Below are 12,437 nucleotides of genomic sequence, written 5' to 3' on the forward strand. Positions count from 1 at the left end.
GTTAATTATAAACTTTTTTTGATTTTTTTTGCAGCATCTGAAGATACCCACTTAGTCCAAATATCTTCATGCTTTATTAAAAACTCAACAGCAGCATCAGAACCTTTTGCTTGGTTGTCAGCCATGTAAACTAACATTCCATTCATCACTGTGCCTGGAAAAGTTCTGCTTTCAACATATTTAAGTACATCTTTTCCACCAGTTTTTGCAAAGTTAGCACTTACAATTGAGTTTACTTCAGATTTTGTCCAAGCTGTTGGCTTTGGATTTGCACAATCTTGTTCTGCAAGAGTGATACAATTGTCCCAATTATCTCTGCCTGCAAAAGGAACACCAAAATCAACTGGCTGTAAATTATATTTTCCAACCATTGATGTAGGGTTCCAATAATATCCAAACCACGGTTCACCAGAATCTGACGCTTTAGCAATTGAACCATCTAAACCTGCAGCTGACCCCGGATCAATAAGTTTCCAACCTTTTTTTTCCATTTCAAATGCTCTGTACAAATTTGCATTAGCTAATTGACATCCCCAACCTGCTGGACATCCCATAAATGCACCTTTTGATGGGTCTTCTTTATCAGGAAATAAATCTGGACGTTCTAAAATTTGAACAGCTGTCATTCCTTTAAGTTCTGGATGTTTTTCTAAAGCTGCTGGATTTAACCACCAACCTTCTCCTAGACCTGTAATTGGAGCTTTATTAGCAATAATTAATCTTTTTTCGCTTACCGCTTTTTTTAGAGGAGTGTAAACTGCATTCGCCCATTGTTCAGGGTTCATGTCAGGTGTTCCTTTATCATTCATAGATGTAAATGTTGGCATAGTAGCACCAGGTACTAATTCTACGTCACATCCATATCCTTCTTCGAGAATGATTTTATCAACGTTTGCCATTAACTCGGCAGATGCCCAGTTTTGTTCGGCTATAACTAATTTTCCACAAGCATTTGCAAAAGAAGTCATGCCGAATGCTAAAAGCGCGGAAAATAGAATTGTTTTTAATTTTTTCATTATATCTCCGTTAGTTAATTTTTGATTTAATACTACAACATATCAATGAAAAGATTGCAAATATCTTTCAACCTTTAGTTGAAGTCAAATTGTCTTTAAATACCATTTATTACCAGATAAAGTTTGAGAATGAAATTTTCTGCAAATTTTTTTTTCAAAGAATTTGTTTATATTTTAAATTGTAAAACTGTATTTCAACAAATCATAATAAGAGAATCGTAAAAATTTAGCTTTAATTAATTCCAACTTAAACAAGGAGGTTTAATAAAAGTTGAAATGAAAAAATTATCTCAAATACTCGATTTAAAAAAATTAAAAGTAGTAAATAAAAATATAGATAAAGCTCATGGCTTACCAAATGAGTGTTACACTGATCAAGATTACTTATCTATTGAGAGAAAAAAAATTTTTGAAAATAAATGGGTGGTAATTGGCGTTGGTAGTTCCTTACCAAATATTGGAGACGCGAAACCATTTGATCTGCTAGGAATTCCATTAATTATTTTACGAGATAAAAATAATAAAATTAAAGTTTTCCATAATGTTTGTAGTCATCGAGGTTTTAAGATCCTTCAAGAAAAATGTAAAATTAAGAATGTAATAAGATGCCCGTATCACTCTTGGTCCTATGATTTGAGTGGCAAGTTAATTGCCACACCGCATATTGGTGGAATGAATAAACATAATTGTAATAAATTTAGCAAATCAAAAAGTGGACTTAAGGAAGTTAGATCTCATGTTTGGTTAGATTTAATTTTTGTTAATTTAAATAATAATGAAATTGATTTTGAAAAATTTATTAAACCTTTAAGTGATAGATGGAAAAAATTCTGGCCAATTAAAGATAGAGATTTAATCGTTTATTCAAAAGATTATGGTTATTTTAATTTAAATGCTAAGTGTAACTGGAAATTTGCAATAGAAAATTATTGCGAAAGTTATCATCTACCCTGGGTTCATCCTGGATTAAACTCTTACTCAAAAATTGATGATCATTATCATATTCAAGGATTACCTAATCGTTTTGCTGGGCAAGGCACTATGGTTTATAATCCAAGGTTTAAAAGTAACTTAAAATTTACAACATTTCCAAACTGGCCTAAAGATCAAGAGCATATCGCTGAATACGTTGCTCTTTTCCCAAATGTAATGCTTGGGATTCATAAAGACCATTTTTACGCCTACTGGTTAGAACCAGTAAATAATGAATATACAAAAGAACATATGGAAATTTTTTATGTTGGTAACGAAGCGGCGAATTCGAAAAAATTTAAATCACTTAGAAAACAAAACTTTGAACTTTGGAAAGGAGTTCAAAGTGAAGATTTAAATATAATTGAGGGAATGCAGGATGGCAGAAAGTCACCATCTTATAACGGGGGAAATTTTTCACCTGTGATGGATAATCCTACCCATCATTTCCACAAATGGGTTGCAAACAATATAATGAAATGAAAGGATAAATTATGAAAAAAGATCTTATTACTAGATTAAATGAAGGCCCAATAATGTGTGCTGAAGGATATCTTTTTGCAATGGAAAGAAGAGGATATTTATCAGCAGGTCCATTTGTTCCAGAAGTAGTTTTAGAACATCCCGAGGTAGTAACTCAGTTACATAGAGAATTTATTAGAGCGGGATCTGATGTTGTTCAAGCATTTACTTATTACGGTCACAGAGAAAAGCTCAGAATAATTGGTAAAGAACATTTGTTAGAACCAATGCAAAAAGGTGCTCTTAAAATTGCAAAAGATGCTGCTGCTGAGTTTAAAGATTTAGATCTTATGGTTTGCGGAGACGTGGCTAATACAAATGTATTTGATCCAGGGGATCCTAATACTCACAAACAATGCCAACAAATGTATGAAGAACAAGTAGCTTGGGCAAAAGAGGCTGGTGTTGATTTTGTAATAGCAGAAACAATAAATTGGACAGAAGAAATGAAAATAGCATTAAAAGCAATTAAGTATGCAGGACTTATTGCAGTTTGTAATTTTGCAATTCCTAGAGGGGATAAAACTAGAGAAGGTCATACTGCTGAAGATGCTTGCAAAATGATGGAAGATTTAGGTGCAGATGTAGTTGGTTTAAATTGTTATCGAGGACCTGAAATGACAATGAAATTATTAAAAAAGGTTAGAGAAAAAGTTTCATGTCATGTTGCTGGACTTCCAGTACCTTATAGAACAACAGAGGAAGAACCTGGTTTCTTAAATATCACTGATCATGGTTGCGACTGTATTCCAGGTGGAAATGCATTCCCAGTAGCTTTAGATAATTTGTTTTGTAACAGATTTGAAATGGCAGAGTTCGCAAAAGATTGTGTAAAAAATAAAATAAATTTTATTGGTATATGTTGTGGAGCAGAAGCACATCACGTAAGAGAAATGTCAGTTGCAATTGGAAAGAAACCAATTTCAATGAAATATATGCCAGACATGAGCAAACATTTCCATCATGGCACAGATAAATCTCTAAAAAAAGTGAATAAGGAAATTAAATACTAATGGAAAAGCATGCGAAGGTAGTAATCATAGGAGGTGGTGTAGTAGGGTGCTCTATTCTTTATCATTTATCTAAATTTGGATTAAAGGATTGTATCTTGCTTGAAAGAAATGAGCTTACTTCCGGTTCATCTTGGCATGCAGCAGGAAATGTTCATGTAATTTCATCTGATCCAAATATTTCTAGGATGATGGCTTACACGATTGGCCTCTATAAAGAGATAGAAAAAGAGTCTGGTCATTCTGTTGGGTTTAAACCCAGTGGAGGATTTTATTTAGCATCAAATGAAGTGTGGGCTGATTACTTAAAAAGAGAAAGATCAAAAGCAAGATATATGGGGCTTGATCAAGAATTTATTTCTCCAGAGGAAGTAAAAAAGAAACATCCTTTAATTGACCCATCTAGATATTTGTTAGCTCTGTGGGATCCTATTGATGGAGAGGTTGATCCGTCAGGTGTAACCTATGCTTTTGCAAAAGCTGCAAAAGTTCATGGAGGTAAGTATTATACTCACACAGTAGTTAAAGATACTAAACAAAAAAAAGATGGGTCATGGGAAGTATTTACAGATAAAGGAAATATAAATGCTGAAATAGTAATTAATGCAGGTGGTTTGTGGGCTAGAGAAGTCGGTCAATTAGCGGGATTAAATCTTCCAGTTCAACCAATGGAGCATCATTATCTAATTACTGAACCTATTCCAGAAATTGAAGCAATGGGTGATCAAAGATTACCTATTGGTACAGATTTTGAGGGAAATATTTACTTTAGACAAGAAGGAAAAGGAATGTTGCTTGGAACCTATGAACCAAAATCAACTCCTTGGAAGGTAGAGGGAACTCCAATGAATTTTGGACATGAGTTACTTGAGCCAAAATTAGATAATATCGAAGACAGATTAGCAATTGGGTTTGAAAGAATGCCAGCCTTAGAGCGTGCAGGAATAAAAAATATAGTTAATGGACCTTTTACTTTTGGTCCAGACGGAAGTCCTCTTATAGGTCCAGTACCTAGAATGAAAAATTATTGGGTTGCAGTTGGTGTTATGGCTGGATTTTGTCAAGGCGGTGGTGTTGGAAAATGTATTGCTGAATGGATTATTGACGGAGAACCTTCCATTGATGTTTGGGCAATGGATGTTGCTCGTTTTGGGGATTATGCATCCCCTCAATATGGAACGATAAAATCTTCAGAAAACTATGAACGAAGATTTATTATGACATTTCCTAATGAAACTTTACCAAAAGGAAGAAAACAAAAAACAACAGCACTTTATGATCGTTTTGTAAATCAAGGTGCTGTTATGGGAGATAGCTTTGGATTGGAAAATGTTTTGTGGTTTGCAAATAATAAAGAAGATGCTCATGAGGAACCAACAATAAAAAGATCAAGATCTCATGATTATGTGTCAAAAGAAGTTATTAATGTAAGAGAAAATGTTGGTTTAATCGAGGTTGCGAATTTTTCAAAGCATGAGTTCAAAGGACCAGATGCTAGAAAATTTTTAGATCACATAATGGCTGGAAGACTTCCAAAACCAGGAAGAATATCTTTATCTCCAATGTTGTCGTATAGAGGAAAATTATGTGGAGATCTAACTGTGGCATGTTTAGATGAAAATGAATTCATGGTATTTGGTTCTGGAGCTGCTCAAGAAATGCACAGACGTTGGTTTGAAAGTCATATAGATAAATTTAATTTAAGTTATAAAAATAGATCTGATGAGTTTCATGGATTATCAATTGCGGGACCTAACTCAAGAAAGGTTTTAGAAAAAATAGTAAGAGATGATGTTTCAAATGAAAAATTTAAATTTAGAGATTCTAGAAGAATGTTTGTTGGTGGAGTTCCTGCATTAGTAAATAGAATTTCATTTACAGGAGAGCTTGGTTACGAAATTTATGTAGCACCTCATTATCAATTAAAATTATACGAAGAACTTATTGAAGCTGGAAAAGAATTTAATATCAAACCTTTTGGTGGAAGAGCATTAATGTCGATGAGGCTTGAGAAAAATTGGGGAGCCTGGACATTAGATTATAGACCAGATTTTACTGCTAAAGAAACAGGATTAGATGCTTTTATCAATTGGGATAAAGAATTTATAGGTAAAGAGACTGCACAAAAGGAAAATTCTTCAAACAAACTTATACCTCTAATTGTTGAAACCAATGATATTGATGTAACAAATAACGAGGCTGTTATGAATGGAGATCAAAGTATAGGTTACGTTACTTCAGGTGGTTTTGCGCATTTTGTAAACAAGAGTGTTGCTTTTACTTTTGTTGATCAGGAAAAAATTAAATCTGAAAATAAAGTTCAAGTAGAGATAAATGGAGATTTATTTAATTGCTCAATAATTAAAGAACCACTTTATGATCCAAGTGGCCAAAAAATGAGAAGCTAATGGCACAAAAAGACGTAGGAAACAAAATTCCAATTTATAAACTTAAAACCACTGATGAAGTCATGAAGTACTACGACGAGTGGGGAGATAAAGATAAGTATAATAAAGATATGGTTGATTGGAACTATACAGGCCCAAAGGAAACCGTAGCAACTTTCAATAAGCACGAAAATAATAAAGATACGCTAATCTTTGATGCAGGCTGTGGAACAGGTCTAGTTGGAGTTGAGTTAAAAAAATATGGTTTTAAAGATTTTCATGGAGCTGATTTATCTCAAACTTTATTAGATACAGTTCCAAAAAATCTTTATCAAAAATTAGTTAAAGTTGATTTAAACCAACCAATAGGAGCTGAGGATAATTTTTATGGTGGAGTGATGTGTGTTGGTACGTTTACATTTGGGCATGTAAAACCAAATGCTTTAGATGAGTTTATAAGAATAACAAAACCAGGTGGATTAATTTGTTTTACTATAAATGAAGGTATTCACGAAGAGTATGGTTTTGATAAAAAAATTGATATACTAATAGATAATAAGAAATGGGAAGAAGTAGAATTTTTTAAATCTGATTATATTGCAAGCAAAGATGTTAATGCATGGTTAGGATTATATAGGGTAATATGAGGTTTAGTAGAAAAATAGCTCCAGAATTTAAACCTAGACAAAGTTTTATAACCAAAAAAAGATTAAGAGAAGATGAAATTGATTTTGATAAATTAAGATCATACCGATTAGATAGAGTAAGAAAAGAATTAGAAAAAAATAATTTAGAAGCTTGTATTTTATTTGATCCAGTAAATGTTCGATATGCTTTAGATACTTTAAACATGAGTGTTTATAATATGCATAATCTTACCAGATATTGTTTTGTACCAGTTAATGGCCCAATAATTCTTTACGAATATTTTAATTGTGAAAAATTATCTGAAGGATTAAATCTTATAGATGAAATAAGGCCAGCAATAACCTGGGATTATTTTAGTAACGGTGATCAATCAGAAGCACAATTACAAAATTGGGTTAATGAGGTTAAAGATTTATCTAAATCATATTTTAAATCAAGAAAAATTGCTATTGATGTTTTAAATGGTCCTTCAGTTGCAGCTTTAAACAAAGAAGGTATTGAAGTAGCAGATGCAAAATTAATTTTAGAACAAGCAAGAGTCATAAAATCATCTGATGAAATTAAATGTATGAGATCAGCGATAGATGTTGCTGAAATGGGCATTGTTAAAATGAGAGAACAACTAAAACCAGGAATGACTGAAAACGAATTATGGTCAATTCTTCATCAAACAAACATAGAAAATTATGGTGAATGGATTGAGTGTAGATTGTTAGCATCAGGAGAAAGAACAAATCCTTGGATGCAAGAATGTGGAAACAAAGTTATTCAAGATGGTGAATTAGTTGCTTTTGACACAGACATGGTAGGACCCTATGGATACTGTGCTGATATTTCTAGAGCATTTGTTGTTGGAAACAAATTTAATGATGAACAAAAGAAACTTTATTCAATGGCTGTTGAACAAATAGATTACAATTCAAGACTAATTAAAGATGGTTTATCTTTTAAAGAATTCACAGAAAAATCTTGGGTTTTGCCAGAGGATTATTATCCAAATAGATATTCTGTAATGGTGCATGGAATAGGTCTTTGTGATGAGTGGCCAGCGATTAGATATCCAACAGATGGCGGGGAACGTAGTGGAACGTTTCAAAAAAATATGACAATAACAGTTGAGAGCTATATAGGTAAAGTAGGCGGCAAAGAAGGTGTTAAGCTTGAGCAACAATACCTGATTGGTGAAAATGGACTTGAATTAATGTCCCATCATCCGTTAGAAGATATTTAATGAAAATTATTTTAGTAATGGGTTTGCCTGGAGCTGGTAAAACAACTCTAGCAAATGAAATGGCTCCACTATTAAATGCTAAAAGACTGAATGCAGACGAGGTAAGAAAAGCTGCAAACGATTGGGATTTTTCTGAAGAAGGAAGGGTAAGACAAGCAAAAAGAATGGCTGAAGCAGCTCTAAAATTAAAAGCAGAAGGTCATTATGTAATTGCTGATTTTATTGCACCAACCCCTGAAGCAAGAAAGTTATTTCCAGCAGATTTTAGAGTATGGGTCGATACAATTAAAAAAGGAAGATTTGAAGATACTAATCAGATGTTTGTTAATCCTAAGAATTTTGATTTTCATGTAACAACTCAGGATGCAAAAAATTGGGCACCAAAAATAATAGAGGAGATAAAAAAATGACACACCAATGGGATAACAAGAAACCAACAGCTCAAATGCTAGGAAGATGGCAACCTTTTCACGATGGACATTATACTTTGTTTAAAGAAATTATTAAAAAAACTGGACAAGTTTGTATTCAAATTAGAGATGTACAAGGTGTTGATGATAATCCTTTTGAATTTGAAACAGTAAAAAAAAACATTGAAGACAAATTAAATCCTGAATTTGAAGGACAATTTAAAATTATGTTAGTACCTAATATTACAAATATTTGTTATGGTAGGGGAGTTGGATATAAGATTGAGGAAATAGTTTTGGATGAAGAAACTCAAAAAATATCAGCAACCAAGATAAGAGCAAAAATGAGAGAAGAGGGAAAGTTAAAATAAAATTAAATGAACGATAGACTCAAAACTATTGTAGATTTAGAAAAATATCCAATACACGATTTAAATTCACCTATAATTAAAAATCTAGTTAAAAAATACAAGGAAGAACTTGATCAATATAGTTGCTCAACAATTCCAAATTTTATTTTGCCTAACTCACTTAAAGTAATGAACTCTGAGTTAGAAAAACAATTAGACGAAGTTTATATGTCTAAAGAGAGTATAAATGCCTACTTATATGCAAAGGATGACCCTTCATTACCAAAAGATCATCCAAAAAGAACTTTTATGAATAGATACAATGGATATTTGAATTCAGATTGTTTTTCAAAAGATTCTGAAATGAAATATCTATACGAAACTGAGGAACTTTTAAAATTTGTATCTGCTTGTTTAGGTATTTCTCCTATTTACAGATGGGCAGACCCTTTAGCATGTCATGCGTATAATGTTATGAAACCAGATGGAGTGCTCCCGTGGCATTTTGATAGCTGTGAATTTACACTTAGTTTAATGATACAAAAACCCGAGAAGGGCGGTGTGTTTGAGTACTGTCCAAATATAAGAGAACCTGGAAAAGAAAATTTTGAAGAAGTTCAAAAAGTTATATCAGGAGATAGAACTAGAGTAAGACAATTGAAATTAGAGCCAGGAGATTTACAAATATTTAAAGGTAGATTTACTTTGCACAGAGTAACAAAAGTTGAAGGCCAAAAATCAAGATATATGTGTATTCCTGCTTATGTTTTAGATCCATGGAGAGTAAACACTCCAGAACATTCTAAAGCTATTTATGGCAAAGTTTTACCAATTCATATAGAAAGAAATCAGGCCAGATCCGATGGATTAACTGATTAAATGACTATTAATATTAAGATTAAAAAAATAAACAACGAAGTTTCATCAATTATCATTGATGAACCTAAAACTTATAATTCTTTATCATTCAAGAATCTTTCAGATTTATTAAAGGCATTAAAAAAATTAGATACTGATAAAAAAGTTAAAGTAATAATATTAGAGGGAGCTGGTAAAGGGTTTAGTGCAGGACACAATTTAAAAGAAGTGAGAGGTTTAAAAAAGAGAGATAAATATTTAAAATTATTTAATCTTTGTTCAAAAGTAATGCTCCAAATTGTTGAAGGTAGAAAACCTGTAATAGCTAAAGTTCATGGAGCAGCATTTGCAGCTGGTTGCCAACTAGTTGCAAGTTGCGATTTAGCTTATAGTACTAAGGATGCGTTGTTTGCTACTCCTGGTGTAAATATTGGTTTGTTTTGTAGTACACCTATGGTTGCTGTTAGTAGAAAGATAAATCGAAAACCTATGATGAAAATGTTGCTAACTGGAGAACCTATTAAGGCAAATTATGCAAAAGAAATAGGATTGATAAATGATAATTTTTCAAAAGCCAAATTAAACAACGAAGTGTTAAAAGTAGCAAATAAAATTGCTTCTAAATCTAATTTAACAATAAAAATTGGGAAGCAAGCTTTTTACAAACAATTAGAAATGCCATTAAGTAAAGCTTACGCTTATACAAGTAAAATGATGACCCTTAATATGATGGCAATGGATGCAAAAGAAGGAATTTCTGCTTTCCTCGAAAAACGAAAACCTAAATGGAAAAATAAATAATGATAAAGAATATTTTAACAGTTGTTTTTCTTATTGTTGCAATGTTTGTAATTTATAATTTTAAAGATCATAATCAAAAAAGAGCAATAGATGCATGTATTGCTGGTAGCCAAAAACTAGAAAAACCAATGACAGTTCCTGAAGCTAAAATATTTTGTGAAGAACAAATTAAAAATAATAAATGAGTGATATTAAAGAAGTTCTTTCTAAATATAAATCAATTGCAATGGTAGGAGTTAGTAACGATCCAACAAAAGCATCAACTATAGTTATGAAATATATGCAAAAATATGGATTTAAAGTTTATCCTGTCAATCCTAGAGCTGAGGGTCAAAAAATTTTAGGAGAAGAAGTTTTTGCTAAAATATCTGATATTAATGATCAGGTTGATATTGTAGATGTTTTTAGACCATCAAAAGAAGTTTATGCTATTGCAGAAGATACAGTTAAAATTGGAGCTAAAGTTTTATGGTTACAGCTCGGTATACGAGACGAAAAGGCAAAAGAATTGATGGAAAAAAATGATATTAAGTATATTGAAAACAAATGTACTAAAATGGAATATCAAAAATACTTTTTAAAAGTTAGACAAGCTTTTCCAGTTTTAAGTGACTAATGAGCAAAATAATTAAATTTTTGGACAGCACATTTTTAGATTTGGGTCGTCAATTTAAATGGACTTATCTACCCCCATTAATGGTTTATATGGCTGCAGGTATATCTGGTTTAACGGGTATAGTTGGCACGTTTTTTGTAAAAGATTATTTAAATTTGTCTGCTGCATTTCTTGCAGGCCTAGGTTTTTGGGCAGGAATTCCTTGGGCATTAAAAATGCCATTAGGACATTTAGTAGATCTAATCTGGGAGAGAAAAAATTACATGGTCTATTTCGGAGCTTCATTGATAGCTCTTAGTTTACTAATTATGTATGGATTGATTATTCATACTGAAGATATGTCCCAGGTATTTTCGGTAGAAACATGGTTTGTGATAAGTGTGATTTTAGCTCCAGTTGGTTATGTGGTTCAGGACGTTGTAGCCGATGCTATGACAGTTGAGGCAGTTCCTTTGGTTGATGAAACAGGAAATGATTATTCTAAAGATCAAATAAAAATAATGCATACAACAATGCAGACACTTGGAAGGTTTGCTATTATTGGTGGTACAGTACTTGTTGCATTAGTTAATGTAATTTTGTTTAGAGATGTGGAAGGCCTTGAGCAGGCTGATAAAATAAATTTATACGGAACTATTTATATTTATGCTCTTGTAATACCTTTGGTTTCTATACTTGGTGTTATTTTAGCCAATTATTTAAGACACAAAAAAATACAAACTTTAAAATTTAAAGGTCTAGAATTTAAAGAGGAAAGAGGTAACGAGAAAACAAAAATTAATTGGTGGATATTAGGAGGGAGTCTAGTTTTTGTTATTTTCACACTATCTATTGGTTCATTTAAAGTACCGTTTGCACAAGAAATTGTTTTTATAGGTTCTGTAATAATTATTTTGTTTTTAATGTTTAAGCTTATTAAGGAATTACCTCAGGAATTAAGATTAACTATTGTAGGTACAGCAGTTATTATTTTTATATTTAGAGCTATGCCTGGACCTGGACCAGGATTGACATGGTTTGAAATTGATGAGCTTGGATTTAATGAACAGTTTTTTTCTGTTCTATCATTATTGGCATCAATTTTAACATTAGCTGGTATTGTTTTATTAAGACCTTTTATGGCAAATAATTCAATTGCTAAAATAATTGTTGTTTTAAGTATTGCAGGAGCAATTTTGTTTTTACCAAGTGTTGGAATGTATTATGGTTTTCATAACTGGACAGCTTCGTTAACAGGTGGAGTTGTTGATGCTAAGTTTATTGCATTAATTAATACTGCGTTGGAGTCTCCGCTTGGCCAAGTATCAATGATACCTCTATTAGCTTGGATAGCAAAAAATGCTCCAGCACATTTAAAGGCAACCTTTTTTGCAGTTTTTGCATCGTTTACAAATTTAGCATTATCAGCAAGTGCGTTAGGAACAAAATATTTAAATGAAATATTTACTGTAACAAGAGAAGTTAAGGATAAGGTTTCTGGTGAAATACAAACTACAGCAGATTATTCTGAACTTGGAATTTTATTAATTGTTGTGACACTTTTGACATTAATTCTTCCAATTTTATTTGTAATTATTATCAATAACAGTAAATACAAAACATCTGAGTAATTATTT

Annotated in this window: 13 protein-coding genes; 12 read left to right on the forward strand and 1 reads right to left on the reverse strand. The window is 32.0% G+C overall.

What is annotated here, in order from left to right; genetic code table 11:
* Positions 1-5: 5 nt before the first annotated feature.
* Entirely contained in the window at positions 6-1,016 is a 1,011-nt protein-coding gene (locus ACTT9R_RS00710; RefSeq protein WP_072090413.1) for a glycine betaine ABC transporter substrate-binding protein, read from the reverse strand.
* Between the two features lie 276 nt (positions 1,017-1,292).
* On the opposite strand from ACTT9R_RS00710, the gene ACTT9R_RS00715 reads away from it, so the two are divergent.
* Genes ACTT9R_RS00715 through ACTT9R_RS00770 form a run of 12 tightly spaced genes read left to right on the forward strand, consistent with a single transcriptional unit; the run spans position 1,293 to position 12,431 of the window.
* The gene (locus ACTT9R_RS00715) at positions 1,293-2,471 is read left to right on the forward strand and encodes an aromatic ring-hydroxylating oxygenase subunit alpha (RefSeq protein ID WP_440926161.1); all 1,179 of its coding nucleotides are present in this window, start codon (positions 1,293-1,295) and stop codon (positions 2,469-2,471) included.
* Positions 2,472-2,482: 11 nt separating this feature from the next.
* Positions 2,483-3,523 carry a homocysteine S-methyltransferase family protein gene (locus ACTT9R_RS00720; protein WP_440926162.1) on the forward strand — a complete coding sequence of 347 codons (1,041 nt, stop codon included), beginning with the start codon at positions 2,483-2,485 and terminating at the stop codon, positions 3,521-3,523.
* On the forward strand, positions 3,523-5,928 hold the full coding sequence (locus ACTT9R_RS00725; protein WP_440926163.1) for a GcvT family protein: 2,406 nt from the start codon (positions 3,523-3,525) through the stop codon (positions 5,926-5,928). The genes ACTT9R_RS00720 and ACTT9R_RS00725 overlap by 1 nt, the downstream gene beginning before the upstream one ends.
* Positions 5,928-6,554 (forward strand): class I SAM-dependent DNA methyltransferase, encoded by a 627-nt coding sequence (locus ACTT9R_RS00730; protein ID WP_440926164.1) that lies wholly within the window; start codon positions 5,928-5,930, stop codon positions 6,552-6,554. Before ACTT9R_RS00725 ends, ACTT9R_RS00730 begins: the two co-directional genes overlap by 1 nt.
* On the forward strand, positions 6,551-7,786 hold the full coding sequence (locus ACTT9R_RS00735) for a M24 family metallopeptidase (protein ID WP_440926165.1): 1,236 nt from the start codon (positions 6,551-6,553) through the stop codon (positions 7,784-7,786). Before ACTT9R_RS00730 ends, ACTT9R_RS00735 begins: the two co-directional genes overlap by 4 nt.
* Positions 7,786-8,196, forward strand: a complete 411-nt coding sequence (locus tag ACTT9R_RS00740; RefSeq protein WP_440926166.1) for an adenylyl-sulfate kinase — start codon at positions 7,786-7,788, stop codon at positions 8,194-8,196. Before ACTT9R_RS00735 ends, ACTT9R_RS00740 begins: the two co-directional genes overlap by 1 nt.
* Complete coding sequence (locus tag ACTT9R_RS00745) at positions 8,193-8,567, forward strand: cytidyltransferase (RefSeq protein ID WP_440926167.1); 375 nt, start codon at positions 8,193-8,195, stop codon at positions 8,565-8,567. The genes ACTT9R_RS00740 and ACTT9R_RS00745 overlap by 4 nt, the downstream gene beginning before the upstream one ends.
* Before the next feature lie 6 nt (positions 8,568-8,573).
* Positions 8,574-9,425: a HalD/BesD family halogenase gene (locus ACTT9R_RS00750; protein ID WP_440926168.1), complete on the forward strand. Its 852-nt coding sequence runs from the start codon at positions 8,574-8,576 to the stop codon at positions 9,423-9,425.
* On the forward strand, positions 9,426-10,205 hold the full coding sequence (locus ACTT9R_RS00755) for an enoyl-CoA hydratase (protein WP_440926169.1): 780 nt from the start codon (positions 9,426-9,428) through the stop codon (positions 10,203-10,205). It begins immediately after the preceding gene.
* Positions 10,205-10,390, forward strand: a complete 186-nt coding sequence (locus tag ACTT9R_RS00760) for a hypothetical protein (RefSeq protein WP_440926170.1) — start codon at positions 10,205-10,207, stop codon at positions 10,388-10,390. Before ACTT9R_RS00755 ends, ACTT9R_RS00760 begins: the two co-directional genes overlap by 1 nt.
* Complete coding sequence (locus ACTT9R_RS00765) at positions 10,387-10,821, forward strand: CoA-binding protein (RefSeq protein ID WP_072090403.1); 435 nt, start codon at positions 10,387-10,389, stop codon at positions 10,819-10,821. Before ACTT9R_RS00760 ends, ACTT9R_RS00765 begins: the two co-directional genes overlap by 4 nt.
* Positions 10,821-12,431, forward strand: a complete 1,611-nt coding sequence (locus tag ACTT9R_RS00770; protein WP_440926171.1) for a hypothetical protein — start codon at positions 10,821-10,823, stop codon at positions 12,429-12,431. Before ACTT9R_RS00765 ends, ACTT9R_RS00770 begins: the two co-directional genes overlap by 1 nt.
* Positions 12,432-12,437 lie beyond the last annotated feature (6 nt).

The sequence above is a fragment of the Candidatus Pelagibacter sp. genome (assembly GCF_052049835.1).
Lineage (GTDB): Bacteria > Pseudomonadota > Alphaproteobacteria > Pelagibacterales > Pelagibacteraceae > Pelagibacter.

What these genes read in the sequence shown, in the direction of transcription:
- ACTT9R_RS00710 (WP_072090413.1), bottom strand. Translation starts at nt 1,016, where the DNA reads ATGAAAAAATTAAAAACAATTCTATTTTCCGCGCTTTTAGCATTCGGC.
- ACTT9R_RS00715 (WP_440926161.1), top strand. Translation starts at nt 1,293, where the DNA reads ATGAAAAAATTATCTCAAATACTCGATTTAAAAAAATTAAAAGTAGTA.
- ACTT9R_RS00720 (WP_440926162.1), top strand. Translation starts at nt 2,483, where the DNA reads ATGAAAAAAGATCTTATTACTAGATTAAATGAAGGCCCAATAATGTGT.
- ACTT9R_RS00725 (WP_440926163.1), top strand. Translation starts at nt 3,523, where the DNA reads ATGGAAAAGCATGCGAAGGTAGTAATCATAGGAGGTGGTGTAGTAGGG.
- ACTT9R_RS00730 (WP_440926164.1), top strand. Translation starts at nt 5,928, where the DNA reads ATGGCACAAAAAGACGTAGGAAACAAAATTCCAATTTATAAACTTAAA.
- ACTT9R_RS00735 (WP_440926165.1), top strand. Translation starts at nt 6,551, where the DNA reads ATGAGGTTTAGTAGAAAAATAGCTCCAGAATTTAAACCTAGACAAAGT.
- ACTT9R_RS00740 (WP_440926166.1), top strand. Translation starts at nt 7,786, where the DNA reads ATGAAAATTATTTTAGTAATGGGTTTGCCTGGAGCTGGTAAAACAACT.
- ACTT9R_RS00745 (WP_440926167.1), top strand. Translation starts at nt 8,193, where the DNA reads ATGACACACCAATGGGATAACAAGAAACCAACAGCTCAAATGCTAGGA.
- ACTT9R_RS00750 (WP_440926168.1), top strand. Translation starts at nt 8,574, where the DNA reads ATGAACGATAGACTCAAAACTATTGTAGATTTAGAAAAATATCCAATA.
- ACTT9R_RS00755 (WP_440926169.1), top strand. Translation starts at nt 9,426, where the DNA reads ATGACTATTAATATTAAGATTAAAAAAATAAACAACGAAGTTTCATCA.
- ACTT9R_RS00760 (WP_440926170.1), top strand. Translation starts at nt 10,205, where the DNA reads ATGATAAAGAATATTTTAACAGTTGTTTTTCTTATTGTTGCAATGTTT.
- ACTT9R_RS00765 (WP_072090403.1), top strand. Translation starts at nt 10,387, where the DNA reads ATGAGTGATATTAAAGAAGTTCTTTCTAAATATAAATCAATTGCAATG.
- ACTT9R_RS00770 (WP_440926171.1), top strand. Translation starts at nt 10,821, where the DNA reads ATGAGCAAAATAATTAAATTTTTGGACAGCACATTTTTAGATTTGGGT.